General features: G+C 64.0%; 17 protein-coding genes. 7 read left to right on the top strand and 10 right to left on the bottom strand.

Annotated features, from left to right (window positions below; all coding sequences use genetic code 11):
- The first annotated feature begins 12 nt into the window (after positions 1-12).
- A complete protein-coding gene (locus tag FHU29_RS05315; protein WP_064440982.1) occupies positions 13-744 on the top strand; it encodes a PP2C family protein-serine/threonine phosphatase in 732 nt (243 codons plus the stop codon).
- Positions 745-953: 209 nt separating this feature from the next.
- The gene (locus tag FHU29_RS05310; protein ID WP_064440947.1) at positions 954-1,958 is read left to right on the top strand and encodes a stage II sporulation protein M; all 1,005 of its coding nucleotides are present in this window, start codon (positions 954-956) and stop codon (positions 1,956-1,958) included.
- 97 nt (positions 1,959-2,055) lie between these two features.
- Here the strand turns inward: FHU29_RS05310 and FHU29_RS05305 are convergent, their stop codons facing one another.
- The 6 genes from FHU29_RS05305 to FHU29_RS05280 all read right to left on the bottom strand — a co-directional run bounded on the left by FHU29_RS05305 (position 2,056) and on the right by FHU29_RS05280 (position 8,140).
- A complete protein-coding gene (locus FHU29_RS05305; protein ID WP_064440948.1) occupies positions 2,056-3,351 on the bottom strand; it encodes a DUF58 domain-containing protein in 1,296 nt (431 codons plus the stop codon).
- 19 nt (positions 3,352-3,370) lie between these two features.
- Positions 3,371-4,354, bottom strand: coding sequence for an AAA family ATPase (locus FHU29_RS05300; RefSeq protein ID WP_064440949.1), 984 nt, complete (start codon positions 4,352-4,354; stop codon positions 3,371-3,373).
- On the bottom strand, positions 4,351-5,514 hold the full coding sequence (locus tag FHU29_RS05295) for a DUF4350 domain-containing protein (RefSeq protein WP_064440950.1): 1,164 nt from the start codon (positions 5,512-5,514) through the stop codon (positions 4,351-4,353). Before FHU29_RS05295 ends, FHU29_RS05300 begins: the two co-directional genes overlap by 4 nt.
- Entirely contained in the window at positions 5,511-6,164 is a 654-nt protein-coding gene (locus tag FHU29_RS05290) for a DUF4129 domain-containing protein (protein WP_064440983.1), read from the bottom strand. Before FHU29_RS05290 ends, FHU29_RS05295 begins: the two co-directional genes overlap by 4 nt.
- Before the next feature lie 9 nt (positions 6,165-6,173).
- Positions 6,174-7,211 carry a DUF7847 domain-containing protein gene (locus FHU29_RS05285; RefSeq protein WP_083962377.1) on the bottom strand — a complete coding sequence of 346 codons (1,038 nt, stop codon included), beginning with the start codon at positions 7,209-7,211 and terminating at the stop codon, positions 6,174-6,176.
- Positions 7,212-7,291: 80 nt separating this feature from the next.
- Positions 7,292-8,140, bottom strand: coding sequence for an RDD family protein (locus FHU29_RS05280; protein WP_232322995.1), 849 nt, complete (start codon positions 8,138-8,140; stop codon positions 7,292-7,294).
- 166 nt (positions 8,141-8,306) lie between these two features.
- Between FHU29_RS05280 and FHU29_RS05275 the strand changes: the two genes are divergently transcribed.
- The 3 genes from FHU29_RS05275 (at position 8,307) to FHU29_RS05265 (ending at position 11,037) form a co-directional block, all read left to right on the top strand.
- Entirely contained in the window at positions 8,307-8,471 is a 165-nt protein-coding gene (locus tag FHU29_RS05275; RefSeq protein WP_157095190.1) for a hypothetical protein, read from the top strand.
- Between the two features lie 57 nt (positions 8,472-8,528).
- Positions 8,529-10,283, top strand: coding sequence for a VanW family protein (locus FHU29_RS23635; protein WP_064440952.1), 1,755 nt, complete (start codon positions 8,529-8,531; stop codon positions 10,281-10,283).
- Between the two features lie 211 nt (positions 10,284-10,494).
- The gene (locus FHU29_RS05265) at positions 10,495-11,037 is read left to right on the top strand and encodes an Rv0361 family membrane protein (protein ID WP_064440953.1); all 543 of its coding nucleotides are present in this window, start codon (positions 10,495-10,497) and stop codon (positions 11,035-11,037) included.
- Between the two features lie 4 nt (positions 11,038-11,041).
- Here FHU29_RS05265 and FHU29_RS05260 read toward each other — a convergent pair whose 3' ends face one another.
- Both FHU29_RS05260 and FHU29_RS05255 read right to left on the bottom strand, forming a co-directional pair.
- Positions 11,042-12,346: a DNA polymerase IV gene (locus FHU29_RS05260; RefSeq protein WP_064440985.1), complete on the bottom strand. Its 1,305-nt coding sequence runs from the start codon at positions 12,344-12,346 to the stop codon at positions 11,042-11,044.
- A 69-nt stretch (positions 12,347-12,415) separates the two neighbouring features.
- Complete coding sequence (locus tag FHU29_RS05255) at positions 12,416-12,808, bottom strand: DUF2237 family protein (protein ID WP_064440954.1); 393 nt, start codon at positions 12,806-12,808, stop codon at positions 12,416-12,418.
- A 163-nt stretch (positions 12,809-12,971) separates the two neighbouring features.
- Here FHU29_RS05255 and FHU29_RS05250 point away from each other — a divergent pair, with 163 nt between their 5' ends.
- Complete coding sequence (locus tag FHU29_RS05250; protein WP_064440986.1) at positions 12,972-13,541, top strand: lytic transglycosylase domain-containing protein; 570 nt, start codon at positions 12,972-12,974, stop codon at positions 13,539-13,541.
- On the opposite strand, the gene FHU29_RS05245 is transcribed toward FHU29_RS05250, so the two are convergent.
- Together FHU29_RS05245 and FHU29_RS05240 are read right to left on the bottom strand one after the other, a co-directional pair.
- Entirely contained in the window at positions 13,538-13,996 is a 459-nt protein-coding gene (locus FHU29_RS05245; protein WP_064440955.1) for an SRPBCC family protein, read from the bottom strand. The genes FHU29_RS05250 and FHU29_RS05245 overlap by 4 nt on opposite strands.
- Before the next feature lie 36 nt (positions 13,997-14,032).
- Positions 14,033-14,842, bottom strand: a complete 810-nt coding sequence (locus tag FHU29_RS05240) for a hypothetical protein (RefSeq protein WP_157095192.1) — start codon at positions 14,840-14,842, stop codon at positions 14,033-14,035.
- A 172-nt stretch (positions 14,843-15,014) separates the two neighbouring features.
- Between FHU29_RS05240 and FHU29_RS05235 the strand changes: the two genes are divergently transcribed.
- The gene (locus FHU29_RS05235) at positions 15,015-15,479 is read left to right on the top strand and encodes an RDD family protein (protein ID WP_064440957.1); all 465 of its coding nucleotides are present in this window, start codon (positions 15,015-15,017) and stop codon (positions 15,477-15,479) included.
- Positions 15,480-15,491: the final 12 nt, after the last annotated feature.

Raw genomic sequence — 15,491 nt, 5'->3', positions numbered from 1 at the left:
AAGCTCGTAATTGTGGCGTTCACTCTCAGTGTCCACGCGGTTACTGATCGCGGTCTTTTCCGCGCTTCGAACCAAGACGCGATCGTCGTTGATGGCTGGTTCAGCCAGACTCAGACGGGGACCCTGACGTGCATCGCGTTTCCACTCGAAAGGCCGACCCTGGTGGCGGTGGCTGACGGTGTCGGCGGAAACGCCGCCGGTGACGTCGCGAGTCGCATCGCTCTTCTTGAACTCGTGGCGGCGCACAAGGGCTGGACGTCGACGAAAGCTATCTCTGACGGGCTCGCCGCGATCAGCACTCAGATCGAATCCATCGCGGAGCGAATCGGCCAGCAAGGCATGGCGACAACGATCGCGGGCCTCGCATTCGGTTCGACGTCGATACTCTCGTTCAACGTCGGGGACAGTCGCGTGTATCGGGTGACCGCTGACGGTGTGGACCAACTCTCGACCGATGATGTCGTTCCTGATGAGGATGGGCAGCCCACCCACATAATCACCCAGTGCCTCGGAGGATCCGGCGAGACGCCACAACCGCACCTCGCGGAAATCCCGCTGGCGGCGGGCCGTTACATCGTCTGCAGCGATGGGATTCACGGTGTCCTCACCGCGAGCGACATTGAGGCGGCGTGCCATCATATCGACGGCAAAGACGTGGCTGAGAAGCTCATCGACACCGCGATCGCGCACCGCACACGTGACAATTATTCGCTGCTCGTCGTCGATCTCGCGGAGGCACACTAAGTCTTTCGCGGCGGCAGCGCCCAATCGGGATACACCGTAACCGGCCGTTTCAACATGGTGCAGCCGGAGGGTGCGGGCGCTGACGCCGCGTGGAGTTGTGAGTACAACGGCCTAGTGCCACTCAGACCACCGTTGCGTCTCACCCGGCTATCGTGGACCGGTCCCCTCTTCGTTACAGAGTGTGACATGAACGATCCAGGAAGGTGAGCATGGACGTCGACCTGTTCGTCGAGAAGTACCGTGATGAGTGGGACCGCCTGCGCGTCCTGACGCGCCGCAGCGGCCGACTCAGCGGCGCGGAAGCCGACGAACTCATCACGCTCTACCAGCGCGCGGCGACCCACCTCTCGATTGTCCGTTCCGCGGCGCCTGATCCGGTCCTGGTCGACAGGCTGACAATGCTCGTGTCACAAGCCAGGGCCGCCACCACTGGAACATCAGCGCCTGGGTGGCGCGATGCTGGAATGTTCTTCGCGCAGCGGTTCCCCGCGGCGGTATACCGCGCGCGGCACTGGTGGGTGCCCACAGCTGCCCTGTTTTTGCTGGTTTCGGGCGTCATCGCGGCGTGGGTCGCCAGTAGCCCCGCAGTGCAGAGCGCCATCGCGGCTCCGGACTCGATCGCCGAACTCACGCGCCCTGGCGGTGACTTCGAAACGTATTACTCGTCGGAACCAGCGGCGTCATTCGCCGCGCAGGTGTGGACCAACAATGCGTATATCGCCGCCGCGTCACTCGTCGTGGGGCTTCTGATCGTGCCGGTCGTGTTCATCCTGTTCGTCAACGCAATGAACGTCGGAGTAGCCGCCGGCCTGATGGCTGATGCTGGCCGGCTCGACGTTTTCTTCGGGTTGATCACCCCCCATGGCCTGCTCGAACTCACTGCCGTGTTCGTTGCCGCGGGAGCCGGTATGCGGCTGGGGTGGACGCTGATTGATCCTGGCCCGCGCCCACGGGCCAGGGCGCTCGCTGAGGAAGGCCGCACTGTCGCTGGCATGGCTCTCGGCCTTGCTGTGGTGCTCCTCATCTCCGGTGTCATCGAAGCGTTCGTCACACCGAGTGGCATGAGTACCGCCGCGCGCGTGGGAATTGGTGTCGCCGCCGAACTTGCCTTCCTCGTGTACGTGTTCGTTCTAGGTCGCCGTGCGGCGCTGGCGGGAGAGACCGGCGACATCGACGCACGCAGTGCGGGTGACGTAGCACCGGTTGCAGCCTGACAGGCAACTTCGGTTTGCCCACCTCTGAGCGACTAGGTGTCCTTCCCGGTCTCAATGTCGCTCAGAGGTGGGCAAACAGCTTCGGTCCGCGGCGCCGCTACAGCTTTCCTGCTGCTTTGAGTGCGATATATGTGTCAGCGAGCGCTGGTGGCAGATCCTCGGGCGGCTCATCGATCACAGTGACGCCGAGTTTCGTCAGTAGTCCCGCAACCCGGCGACGGTCAGCGATAGTACGTTCAGCGGCTGCAGCGGTATAGACATCGTCACTGGACCCGCGCGCACGTGACATCACCTGAACGCTCGGGTCTGCAACGGACGCGAAGATCACGCGGTGCCGCGCCGTCAACGAACGCAATGCGGGCAGAAAACCAGCCTCCACGGACGCAGGCTCCATTGGCGACACCACAACCACGAGCGCCCGCTGGCGCGCCCGGCGAAGCACTTCGGAAACCAGACCGGCCGCGTCGGTCTCCACAAGTTCCGCGGTGAGCGGCGCCATCGCGTTAACCATCGCCGCCAGCAGCCCTGCACCGCTCACCCCAGTGACCGATGCGCGCAGACGACGATCGTACGCAGCGAAATCGACGCGATCACCTGCACGCGACGCGAGGGCTGCGAGGAGAAGCGCCGCATCCATCGCGGCATCGAGCCTGGGCGCGTCACCGACACGGCCTGCCGAGGTGCGCCCTGTATCGAGGACGATGATGATCCTGCGGTCACGTTCCGGACGCCACGTACGCACCATGACGTCGGACGCACGCGCTGTGGCACGCCAGTCGATAGACCGGACATCGTCACCGATCACGTATTCGCGCAGTGAATCGAACTCGGTCCCTTCGCCGCGAACCAGCACCGCCTGACGACCATCGAGTTCCCGCAGTCGGGCGAGCCGCGACGGCAGGTGCTTGCGGCTCCGGAACGGTGGCAACGCGCGCACGGTCCACGGGACACGGTGGTGCCCTTGCCTGCCAGCGCAACCGAGCGGACCAATCGCGCGGACTGTCACTTTCACCGCAGCGCGGTCGCCACGCCGGGTGGGCGTGACCGCGACCGTGAACGTCGATCGGCCACCAGGTGCGAGATTCGCGTCGAAACGGTCCGGGACAGCGCCGGCGCTCGGTGGCCACGCATCGCGCAGAACCCCCCGGATCCGCCTCGATCCCCGGTTGGTCACAGTAAGCCGAACAGTAGCCGTCTCACCGAGACGGACAGCGGCGTCTCCACCGCGCTCCATCCGCAGATCCCGGACGCTGCCCGCGAAGACAACATCGGCACCCACCAGGAGCACAACAAGACCAGTCACGAGCACCACCCCAGCCGCGCTCGGCATGAACACGCCCACCACCAGTGCGCCCACTGCGGCGAGGAAGCCCGCCCTGCCCGTCAGCACCATCGCAGTCCCCTACCGTCCCCTAGCGCGGTACAGCGACCGTCGCGAGCACGTGTTCGAGCACGCCGTCGGGCGTTGATCCCTCGAGTTCGGCTTCGGGGCGCAACCCGATGCGATGACGCAAGGCAGGGCGGGCGATTGCTTTCACATCGTCCGGTGTCACATAGTCCCGGCCCGAAAGCCACGCCCACGCCCGGGTCGCATGCATCAGCGCGGTCGCGCCGCGCGGCGAAACGCCTAGCTGCACCGCAGGCGATTCCCGGGTTGCCCGGCAAATGTCCACGATGTAGCTGATGATCTCCTCGCTGATGTTTACCTTCGCTGTCGCAGCGCGGGCTGCCGCTAGATCCTCCGGGCCGGCGACGGCGCTGATACCGGCCGCCGCGAGGTCACGCGGGTCGAAACCCGACATGTGGCGAGTCAGAATGGCGACCTCGTCGGCCCTGCTTGGCAGCGCCATCGTCAGTTTCAGCAGAAAACGGTCGAGTTGCGCCTCGGGGAGCGGATACGTTCCCTCATACTCCACGGGGTTCTGTGTCGCGATGACCACGAACGGGTCCGGCAACGGGCGCGGTGACCCGTCGACGGAAACCTGTCGTTCTTCCATCGCTTCGAGTAGCGACGACTGGGTTTTCGGCGGTGTCCGGTTGATCTCGTCCGCGAGCAGAAGGTTGGTGAAGAGCGGTCCTTCGCGGAACGAGAACTCCGCAGTGCGGTTGTCATACACCAGCGAGCCCGTGACATCGCCGGGCATCAGATCGGGTGTGAACTGTATGCGCGCAGTGTCGAGGTGCAGAGCTGCCGCAAGGCTGCGGACCAGCAGTGTTTTCGCGACTCCGGGAACACCCTCGATGAGCACATGCCCGCGGCATAGCAGCGCGACGATGAGGCCGCTGACCGCAGCGTCCTGACCAACGATTGCCTTGCCGAGTTCCTGGCGGAGTGCCACCAGCGCTTCCCGTGCTTGTTCGCCGCGCACCTGCAGGTCAGCTGCCGCGTCGGTCATGTGGTAATTCCTTCCTGATGGCGCTCCATAATGCGCTTCTCCAGATCGTCCAGGTCCTCAGCAAGCTGTACCAGTTCACCGTCGGACTGTGGCGCCGGACCGAACAGTGTTGCGCGCACCGCCCCGGAACCGACTCTTGCGTGCTGGGCGACAGAATCGACGAGCGCGTCGCCGTTGACCCCGGGGTCTGTGCCGGGTGCGGCGAGCGCCCGGGCGATCCGTGCCCGCGCCGCGGCCCGCAGCGCGTCTGCCGCGTGTGCCCGATCGCTTGTCCGGCGATACAGGCGCGCCCGTCCTTCCGTGGTTTCCGCCGCATGGACGACCACCGGCAGCGGCTCGACAACAACAGGGCCCAGCCGCCGCGCGCGCCACAGGGCGAGGAACAGCGCCGCGATCCCCAGTTGTATCGCACCGAACTTCCAGCCGTTCGGAATCAGCGCGAAAAGGCTTTGGTTACCGTCGCTCAGCGCGGGATCGCCCGCGGTGGGCAAATACCACACGACGCTCTCGCTGGAACCGAGCAACCGCATTGCCAGCGCAGCGTTGCCCTGCTCGCCGAGGTTACGGTTCATAAGCAGATCACCCGCGCCAAGGAGCACGACGTCACCGTTTACGACGACGAGGCTGCCCTCGTAACACACGTCGACGCGACCCTCCGGCTCATCTGGTTCGAAGAGATAGCCGCCGGTGACGGCCCGCTGCGCGGCACCCGCGTCACGGTTCTCACATCCCGGCTCTCGGGGCGCGACGCGGTCGTACCCTGACGTGACAACCCCGGCGTCGAGCGCGGTCAGGACTTCGTCGGAGGGGGCGATGAGAACAAGCCTCTGGGCACTCGCCGCCAGGTCGGCGATGCGCTCAGCGCCCACTGTTGCGGGCGCGGACACAACGACCGTGGCATCCGGGCTGGCCGCGAGCGCGTCATCGAAGCCGTACAGCAGTTCCGAGCTGACGCCCTCGACGGCCAGAATCTGGGCCAGCGCGCGCGTGCCGTTCGGCGCGGGTGACTGCGGATCCAGGGCATCCGCATCTTCCCCGCCGCGCACCAGCGCAGTCACCACACCGACCATGACGACCACGAACGCGATAGCAAGGGGTACGCGTGCCGCGCGCCAGATTCGACCCGCGTCAGAGCCCACCGCCGTGCTTCCCGTACTCACACCGCGCCCTGCTTTTCCGGCTCGATGAGTGCCGCTGATTGGACGAGTGCGTCGGTGCGCACCAAATCGTCGTACGCCCCTCGCGCAGCGGACCGGTGACCGTAGTACACGTCGTCAAACGTGCGCGCCGCGGAGCGCAACGGCTCCGCGCACCCGGCTAATTCTTCCCCGGCGCGCAGTGCGACCTCGGTAGCTGTCTGCCCAGCCGCGTCGTTGATGACACCGCGTTCCTCGAGAGCGCGCACGATCGCGCGGAAACGCTCGTGAACCGCCTCGTCAAGATCGCCCACCGCTGCTGCGGCGTCAGCGAGGCGCCGATGTTCAGCGGCAGAGCGGCGCGTTTCGGAGAAGATGGCCCGGCGCATCCGTGCACTGCGCGCCACACGCCCCATGCGGAGCCGGATGATGATCGCCGCAGTGATCATGATCGCGAGCAAAATGACGAGGCTGCCGGGACCGCCCGGCGCGAGCGCGTTCGCACCATCAAATATCGCGTCGATCGCATCCTGAACGCGGTCGAGGAGCCACAGCATCACGCGTTCGGGCAGTGACGGCTGCGCCTCGGTGTAGACGCTGCGGGACAGTTCCTCACGCGCGGCCTCCCGCGCCGAGTCACGATCGATCTCGACGGGGATGGTTCCGCGCCACATGACGGTCACCTAGTGTGCACCCGGGGGTGCGCCGCCGGACCCGGGTCCCGCACGGCGGGCAAGTTCGATGTCGAGGCCTTCCTTGCGCATCCGCAGATCCGTGTACAGCAGCGCTACCGTCGCGGCTCCGAACGGGTATATGAGCAGGCTGGCGAGAATCGCGCCGACCGAGCCGATCACCGCTGCCAGCAAGAGAGACTCCGTCACCGCTCCGGCAAAGGTTGCCAGCAGGAAGAACGGGATCTGCAGAATCATCGTGAGAACCAGCACGACGAGTCCGATGACGATGAGGATGCCGAATACCCGCCACCACGAGCCCGTGACCAGCATGTATGACCGCTGCAGGGACCGCATTATCGTGGCGCGTTCGAGAACGAGCGCCGGAACGGCAAGGTAGAGCTTCACCCCCAGCCATACCACCGCGAACAGCGCCGCCAGCATCGACAGCACGCCTGCAGCGGGGTGGATGAAGAACATGCCGACAACGACGACAACAATCACCGCGAGCGCTAGCAGGAACAAGACCGCCAAGGCAACCAGCCGCAGCAGTGACGGTTTCACCGCCGCCCACACCTCGCTGAATGAGGTGTCCTGCCCAATCACCGCTTTACCGACCACCGCGGTCAGCACACCGGTCAGCAACAAGCCAGCAAGCCCCGTCAGCACACCGGCGATAGCCTGCCCGCCCATGGCGCTCGCGAACGCAGCATCATCGATGACTTGCGGGTCCGTCGCGAAGGGATCCAGATCCCAGGAGAGCATTGGCAGCGTTGCGATCAGCGAGACAACCTCACTAATCGTCACGATGATGGCTGTCAAACCGAGCATCAGCGCCGGATAACGCCTGATGGTCGAGATCGCACCGTCGATGATCTCCGACAATCCGATGGGACGCAGCGGGATGACGCCAGGTCTGGGCGCATTCCACCGGCCGGGTTCGGGACGGGAGCCCGATTGGCCCGAAGGATACGCTCGTCCGACGGGTGGCGGCGTGTCACTGTCTTCCCCATTGCTTGGGCGCTGCCACTGGTCCCCCTGATTCGTCATCTTCCCCTCATCCTTGTTGATCAAGTGCCGTCAGTCTGCCAGGTTCGCGCTGAGGTCACGCTGGCAGTCACTGGTGATACTCACCGCGGCGGCGTGAACGGGTTGTCGTGCGTCACGCCGTCGGGATTCCTCGCGTCCACGGCGGCGGGCGGCTTGGTCACGTGGCGGGGGAAATCTCCGCCATTCGTGGATATCTCCTCGCGCGCGCGGCGTTCAGCCAGAATCGCATCCAGGTACTGCCAGTCAGGCATGCCGTCGGGCGGTGGCATGTGCACGCACTCAGCGACGCGCTCGGCCAGACTCCGGCCAAGTTCTGCGCGCGCCTCAGGGCTGAACGTCTCGTATCGTGTCAGGTACTGGCGGACCGAGATCAGCAGATCAGCAGGCAGCGCACTGAGGTCCATTGTGGCTGTCCACGCCATGCGCTCCGCGCCCGGACTGTTCGCCCCAGTGGCCGTGCTGGGCAACCGTTCCCGGATGACCACGGTGCCCGCCAGGTAGTCACCCACGCGCTTGCTCTGCTTTGAGGTGAGAGAGACAACGACCGCGACCGTACCGAACAGTCCGAGAAGCCAGAAGTCCAGGAAGAACCCTGCCAGTCCACGGATCAGAGCATGCCTGAACCGGACTGGGCCACCGTCGTCCCTGGTGACGCGCAGACCCATGACGAGCTTGCCGAGAGTCCTCCCCCGCGTCAGCGTTTCGAACGCGACCGGGTAACCGATCATCACTAGGACGATGATCAGCAAACTGATCGCCGCGTACATCGCATCGTCCAGATTCGGCATCGCGGAGAAAAGCACACCAAGCAGCACTGAAAGAGCGATCAGCTGCAGCGCGACATCAATGAGGAGTGCCACGCAGCGGCTCGCGAACTGCGCGTGACGAAGCTCCAGTTCGACGGCCTCTCCGGACACTAGGTGCGACACACCTCCCACGTTAGCCACATCTCGCGCGGGTCGCGGCGGACCTGAAGCGGCCGAATCCTCAGATGCAGACAGTCAGGTGGCAGTTACTCCACCCCTCGGGTGCCTGGTCAGCGCGGTGCCACCGGGAGATTCTGACAACACAGCCACCTAAGCGATGGAGTTGACCTTGTTAGAACAATCACCACAAGAGGTCGCCGCCGCCCTGCACGCATGGACGACCATTGTGCGCAGGGTTGAGCGGGGCACCGCCATCCCGTTTGTCACCGACGCACTGACCACGCGCAGTGTGCTCAGTGCGCTGCTCGCACAGCAGCACAGCACGACTGTGTGATAGGCGGCCGCCCTTTTCGCTACGATCTCGGGGAGAACTTCCCGAGGCGGAGAGCGCGTGACAGTCGACGAACCTGATCAGCCAGCACCTGAGGAACCGGCCCCTGACGACTCGGACGGCTCCCAGGAAAGCGACGGCACCCCGCGGCGCCGCCATACAACCTTGCTGGTCGCCGCCGCGATCTTCGTGCTTGCCGGGGTCGTGTACGGCGTTGATCTCTTCGCCGCGCAAGGCAAAGTCGCCCGGGACGTGACGGTGCTTGGCGTACATATTGGCGGTCTCGACCCTGCCCGTGCCGAATCACGGCTCGCTCATGAACTCGGCGCCCTTGCGAGTGCACCTGTGACGGTGGAGGCGGGCGATGTCACCACCGATATTGTTCCGGTCGATGCGGGCCTCGACTTTGATTGGCCGGCGACGGTGGCGACTGCGCAGGCGCAAAGCCTTAACCCTGTCACCCGCGTGCTCACCTGGGTTCGTGAACGCCCCATTCCACCCGAACAGGCCGTCGACGAGGACACTTTCAACGCGACGGTCACGCAACTCACCGAGGACGTCAACCGTGCGCCCCGCGAGGGTGGCATTGAGTTCCGTGGGCCGGAACCGGAGCCGATCTATCCGGAAGAAGGGCAGGAACTCAACGTTGTCCAGGCCCGCCAGAGTCTGCTCAGCGGCTGGTATTCCGGTGCGACGCTAACTCTGCCCGTGACGGTCGCACCGGTCAGTGTGACCCGCACAGCCGTCGACGCCGCCATGGACAAAATCGCGCTGCCCGCTGTCGCCGAAGAGCTTGTCATCGAGGGTGCTGACGGGGCAACCGCGCGACTGGCTCGCGATCAGGTCGGCGAAGTACTCACTTTCGAGCCTGACGGCCAGGGTGGCCTCGACCACGAATTCGATGAGGAAGCCGCGCGGGAGATCCTCGTACCGCAGCTTGCGGAAACTGAACGCGGTCCACGCGATGCGACGGTCGTCCTCGGGAACCTCGGACCTTACGTCGTCCGTGACGAGGCAGGCCGCGAAATTGATTGGGACGAAACCCTCGATGGCTTCGCAGATCTCATGCTCGAGACTGCGGGCCGCACACGTGATGCAGTGTATGAGGAGATCCCGGCCGAGTTCACAACCGCCGACGCCGACGGTCTCGGCATCGACGAAGTGGTTGCGGAGTTCACGACTGGTGGCTTCACTGCCAACTCTGGGCACAATATTCGCCGGGCCGCACAGCAAGTAAATGGTGCGGTCGTCAAGCCGGGCGAGACGTTCTCGCTCAATGGGCACACCGGTCCACGTGGCCTCGCGCAGGGGTACATCCGTTCTGGCGTGATCTACGAGGGCCGTCCTGACGAAGCGATTGGCGGCGGCGTGAGCCAGTTCGCAACTACCTTGTACAACGCTGGCTATTTCGCCGGGATGGAAGACGTCGAGCACCAGGAGCACAGCTACTACATTTCGCGATATCCAGCGGGTCGCGAGGCCACTGTGTGGGAAGGCGCCATTGACGTCAAGTTCCGCAACCCGTACCCCACAGGCGTTCTCATCGAATCGTTCGGAGACGGAGCCAATGTCACGGTGCGACTGTGGGGAACGAAGACTGTCGACGTCGAATCCATCAACGGCGGACGCTGGAACCAGACCGAACCGCAGCGCCTCACGCTTCCCGCTGGCCCGAACTGCGCGCCCTCCAGTGGCGCGCCGGGATTCACAACGAGTGATACGCGTGTGATCCGCAATGCGGCGACAGGAGCTGAGATATCCCGCCAGACCCGCACTGTCGTCTACGAGCCCCAGCCGATTGTCGTATGCCGCTAGGTGTTTGCCCTGTTCGCCCGCCTCTGAGCGACAACCTCTGTGGACACGCTCCAGTTGCCGCACCAATTGGGACGACAAGTAAACACCACTAGGCCCGTTACCTGCACTGAGATCGGGTATCGCTCGTCTAACAACTCGATTACCTCCCTTATGTGAAACAGGCTGCCCGCCATATGCTCCGAGCGTCACGACAGCCAACAGGAAGGGCAGCATGACCATGCGCTCACGTTTCTCCGCCCCCGCACGCAAGATCGGGGCGGGTGTTGCGGCCTCTGCTCTGATCGCTGGATCAATCGGCCTTGCTGGCAGCGGTCTAGCTGCTGCCGATACCACCGAGGAAGACGCCACCAATCAGGAAATTACGGAAGCGCTCAGCAGCTACCTCGACGCCGCCAACTCCTTCGACTACGAAGGCTTCGTCGCTGCTACCTGCGAGCCTGAGGTTGAGTTCATGAACGAACTCATCGGGAAGCTGATGAACGGCGCCGACCTCGAGGCCGTCTGGGACCGGGCACAGGAAGTACGCGGCGAGGATGCGCCTCAAATCGAGATACTCGATATCACTGACATCGTCGTTGAAGGCGATAACGCGACCGCAACGGTGACCACCCAGCTCGACGAACGCGAGCCGACCACTGAAACAGTGCAACTCGTTCTCGACGAGGAAGCGTGGAAGGTCTGCCCTGACCGCTCCGAGATCGACGTTCCCGACGAGGAAGAAACGGTCGACGAAGCGACAACCTCGGACGAGTAACACCTCAAACGTCTGGCCAGTCAAGACTCACCAGCGGATCAGCATGTGTCAGATCTTCCGCTGGCATGGGGAAGGTCTTGACTGGTCCAGGCCCTGAAGTGCGGGTTTCAAAACGAACCGTCACGACACCATGCCCGCTGCCCTGCACCCAGCCGTGCCCGTACTCCGGATGATGCACGTCGGCCCCCGGCAGGAACTCGTTGCCCTCGGCGGACGGTGTCTCAGCGGGTGCGGGCGGTGCCTCGGTGACCTCGTCCAATTCGTTGCCTGTACTTCCGATTTCCGGGAAGAGAACCTCCTGCTGAGCAGCGGACAACCCTGAAAAGCTCACCCCGACCAGTCGGATCGGGCCAATCTCGACTGGGTCCATCGCCAGCTTCTGTGCCGCACCGATCAGCGCGTCACGGTTCATTGTGGCGAACGGCAGTGTGGCAGAACGCGTCAGGATCGACATATCAGCTTTGCGGAGTTTCACTGTCACTGTCCGGGCACCGCGGCCATCACTCGCGAGCCGCCGGTGCGCGGATTCCCCGACCGTCTGGACCGCTGAGCGAACTTCCGGTTTGGTCATAAGGTCTCGCGGAAATGTGGTTTCCGCGCTTACCTGCTTCGCTGCGGCGCCTTCTTTGACTGGCCGATCGTCGATACCCTGAGCCAGAGCCCGAAGCGCAGAACCCATACTGCCGAGGAGTGCATTCGCCTCCGAAGCGGAAAGTCGGGCCAGGTCGCCGATCGTCTCAACCCCCATACTGCGAAGACGCTGCTCCGCGACTGGTCCGATCCCCCACAGTTTGCGCACCGGCAGCGGCGCCAGCAGCGCTTCCTGATCGTTGCGGCTCACAATGCGCTGTCCGCGCGGTTTCGCCAGGCCTGACGCGATCTTCGCGACTTGTTTACCTGAACCGGCGCCGACGGACGCGTCGAGACCTGTGACGTCAAGAACGCGGGCACGCAGCTCGGCGCAGAACTCCTCGACAACCGCACCAGGCGCTCCCGCCAACTGAGCGGGCTCGCCGAAAGCTTCATCGAGGGACAGTTGCTCGATAACCGGGATCATGTCCCTGACGACCCCGAACACACGTTTGCTCGCCGCGCGGTAGACCACGCCTCGGGGCGGCACCACCACTGCGGTGACGCCAATCAGCCTCCGGGCCATGTGCATAGGCATCGCCGAGCGCGCTCCGAACGGACGAGCCTCGTAACTCGCTCCCGCGACTACACCTCGCGAGCCTGTACCGCCGACGAGGACAGGACGGCCCCGCAGTGTGGGCCGGGTGAGTTGCTCAACAGACGCGAAGAATGCATCCATGTCCAGATGCAGCACCCAGCGCGCCTGTGGTGGAGGTCCAGTTGTCACAGGTGAATTATCGCTGAGGTCCTACTCCTTGAGGCCGCTCAGATCGGGCGGCACATCAACCGCGTGTTCGCGGAGCAATTCGAGCGGAACGATCTCCAGCGCCCGCTGGTTCGTCGAACCGAGCACGACAGGGGCTGCCGCGCCATCTTGGTAGGCGCGCAGCCAGTTTCGGGCCGTCACGCACCACCTGTCGCCCGGCTTCAGGCCCGGGAATCGGTACGCCGGCATAGGAGTGATCAGGTTGTTCCCAATTGAACGCTGATGTTCCAGAAAATCAGCTGTGACGACGGCACAAATAGTGTGGCTGCCTAGGTCCTCGTCACCTGAGGTACAACAACCGTCCCGGTAGAAACCGGTGAGAGGGTCCGTGCCGCATTCTTCGAGATCCCCGCCTAGCACGTTGCGATCTGGCATAGCTCACCGTAGCGCCCGCATTAGCGATTCCGCAGCATGAGCGACTAAAACTGCATGTAAACGACATAAACCACGAAAGAATGGCAATACGCTAAGAGTTTGTTAGGAAATGCCGTTCCCAGTTGGCGTCGCACGCGTACGTCCTGGCACCCTCTCGGTTGCTATGAGACATACTTTCACCTCCGCCCTGAAAGCGGGAGCCGCGTGTGCGGGATTGGTGGGGCTCACGTTCGCGGCCGCTCCAGCCACCGCCTCAGCCGCTTCTATCCCCAACGAATTCGTCACATGGATCGAACGTGCGAGCAGTGAATGCGCTGCTGTCACCCCAGAACTGCTTGCGGCACAGATTGCCGCGGAGAGCAGCTTCATCGCCAGCGCAGTCAGCCCAGTGGGCGCGCAGGGTCCTAGCCAATTCATGCCCGAGACCTGGGAGGAGTGGGGCGTTGACGCGGACGGAGACGGCCATGCCAACCCTTTCAGCATCGCGGACGCAACCGTCAGCCAAGCCCGCCTCATGTGCCACAACCTGACGGACACTGCAGTGGGTGTGCAGTCTGGCTCGATGAGCGGTGACCCCGTTGACCTCGCACTTGCCGCGTACAACGCGGGTCTCGGCGCCGTTCAGCAGTTCGCCGGGATGCCGTCAGGCGGCGAGTACACCACACAGACTCAGCCGTATGTCGAGAAGATTCGCTATCTCGAGGACGTATTCCGGATCATCTTCCACAATTAGCTGTGCTCGGCCGCACGAGCGATGTCGTCGAGATCCTTTTCGAGCATCTTTTTCGTCACCGCGGAACCAAGTGGCGCCATTACTGCGTGAAGAGCCTTTCTGAGACCGTGCTGCGGGGGAGCTTCGGAGCTGAACTCCATCGTGAGTTCAGTGGCCTCGCCCGCCTCGGCGAGAGTGATGACCGTGGTGTAGACAACTCCGGCGCTTGCCGCGCTCACGACCGTCCGGTGGGGCGCGTCAACGTCGGAAACCCACATCTCTTCAGTCGCTTCTTTGCCCATCATCTTGCGGGTTTCGCGCCAGCGCGTTCCTTCCCGGTAGGCTCCGGCGGTCAAGACCTCCACACCCACAACGCCACTGAGAACGTCCGCCGCGTGCTCGAGGTCCGTGATCACTTCCCACACCTGTGGCGCCGCAGCATGAATGACCCGGCTTACCCGCACAACACTTCCCATGCATGGAGATACTAGCCGCCCGCGGCACCTGAGGACCTAGCGCGCCAGGCCCGCGCCGCATTGACTTACAGCCGTACTCACCGCAAACTCTGCGATCGCCTGCCTGCCCTCCACGGAACGCGGATGCACACGGTCCGCGTCTGGGTGCGCCCACGGGTTATCAAGACTCGTGAGCAGCGCTTCGTCTGCGAAGCTCAGTGCGTGGTAGTCGGCGTAGTAGAAGTTCCCCGGAAACACTTTCTCCAGCGCGCGCAGCCACCCGTTCATTGCGGCGGCGTCATCCGCTAACCACGTGTCACCCGCGACCTCGCGGGGCCCCGCCCAGACGACGCACTTTCCGGCATCGATGAGCGTTTTCGCGACTGAGAGAGTCTCAGCGGCGATCAGGTTCCGTTCCACATCACGCTGCTCCGGGGTGAGGGGCGGCAGGTACGGGGCACACAGCGCGTCCGGTCGCAGGCAGCGGATATCGTTGGTGCCTAGCTGCACGAAAACCGTCGAGGCCTCACTCTGCGCTGCCGCCGAAACGGAGGTCCGGGGCTGGCAGAACGGCTCGGGGCTGCACCATTTGCTTGTGCGGTGGGCGAACGATGACCAGCCCGCCTGATAGCGCACCCAGACACGCAGGCCCTGTTTCTCCCCGACCTCCAGGTACGGTACGTCCACTGAGATGCTGTCCCCGATTACGTACAGACCGCCGGGCGCATCGGCGCCACCCTCCTGCTCGTCGTAAAAGATCTTGTCAGCGGGCCGTTCCAAGGCCGCAGCCTGAGACGGAGCGAGAAGCATGAGGATCACAGCGAGCACTGAGATAACACTCGCCATGCCGGTGCGCGAGGATCTCACTGTGCCACCCCCTCATGTTCGCAGATCGCCCAAATACGATCCGGCCGCAACGATACAGAGCAACACTGACAACTTCCTTACAGCACGCCGCAGGATAGGCTGAGACCTCAGGTCGCACCGTACGTGATTCATAATGGACTCTAGACACCGACTGACTGCGAGGTGACCTCACGTGGCTACCGCGGGCGGCATGCGCAACTACGGGATCGTGCTCGAACCTGCCGGACTGAAGGTCCGGTTCGCGGCCCGCGTCATCGACTGTGTCTTTTCGCTCGCTCTCGGCGCGGCCACCTACCTCGTGCTTTCCCTCGCCGGTGTGCCCGACGTTGTCGCAGCTACCCCCGCCGCGCTGTTCGCTTTCCTGTACTTCGTCATCTTCGAAGTGACGACGGGTTCAACCCCCGGCAAGCGGCTCTTCGGTCTCCTCGTCGAGGGCACGGGCTCCGAGTTCCGCCCCACGCTGATAGAGGCCACGATCCGCAATGCATTCATGCTCCTCGGGCTGATCCCTGTCATCGGCATCGTGCTCTGGCTTTCAGCGGCAATAGTCATCGCCGTGACCGTGAGCGCGAACGCACACAAGCAAGGCCTGCACGACCAACTCGCCAACGGGACGCAAGTGCTGCGTGCCTCGTGAGGCCACCATCTG

Origin of the sequence: Hoyosella altamirensis (assembly GCF_014191505.1) — a bacterium.
Lineage (GTDB): Bacteria > Actinomycetota > Actinomycetes > Mycobacteriales > Mycobacteriaceae > Hoyosella > Hoyosella altamirensis.
Note: the sequence above shows the minus strand (reverse complement) of the source record. Positions and strands in the feature narration are given on the sequence as shown.

Coding starts and splice junctions, on each gene's coding strand:
- FHU29_RS05255 (WP_064440954.1), bottom strand. CDS start 12,808: ATGCCAGATCGCAACGTGCTAGGCGGGGATCTCGAAGAATGCGGCACG.
- FHU29_RS05285 (WP_083962377.1), bottom strand. CDS start 7,211: ATGACGAATCAGGGGGACCAGTGGCAGCGCCCAAGCAATGGGGAAGAC.
- FHU29_RS05250 (WP_064440986.1), top strand. CDS start 12,972: ATGAGACATACTTTCACCTCCGCCCTGAAAGCGGGAGCCGCGTGTGCG.
- FHU29_RS05265 (WP_064440953.1), top strand. CDS start 10,495: ATGACCATGCGCTCACGTTTCTCCGCCCCCGCACGCAAGATCGGGGCG.
- FHU29_RS05245 (WP_064440955.1), bottom strand. CDS start 13,996: ATGGGAAGTGTTGTGCGGGTAAGCCGGGTCATTCATGCTGCGGCGCCA.
- FHU29_RS05300 (WP_064440949.1), bottom strand. CDS start 4,354: ATGACCGACGCGGCAGCTGACCTGCAGGTGCGCGGCGAACAAGCACGG.
- FHU29_RS05260 (WP_064440985.1), bottom strand. CDS start 12,346: ATGGATGCATTCTTCGCGTCTGTTGAGCAACTCACCCGGCCCACACTG.
- FHU29_RS05305 (WP_064440948.1), bottom strand. CDS start 3,351: ATGGTGCTGACGGGCAGGGCGGGCTTCCTCGCCGCAGTGGGCGCACTG.
- FHU29_RS05310 (WP_064440947.1), top strand. CDS start 954: ATGGACGTCGACCTGTTCGTCGAGAAGTACCGTGATGAGTGGGACCGC.
- FHU29_RS05290 (WP_064440983.1), bottom strand. CDS start 6,164: ATGTGGCGCGGAACCATCCCCGTCGAGATCGATCGTGACTCGGCGCGG.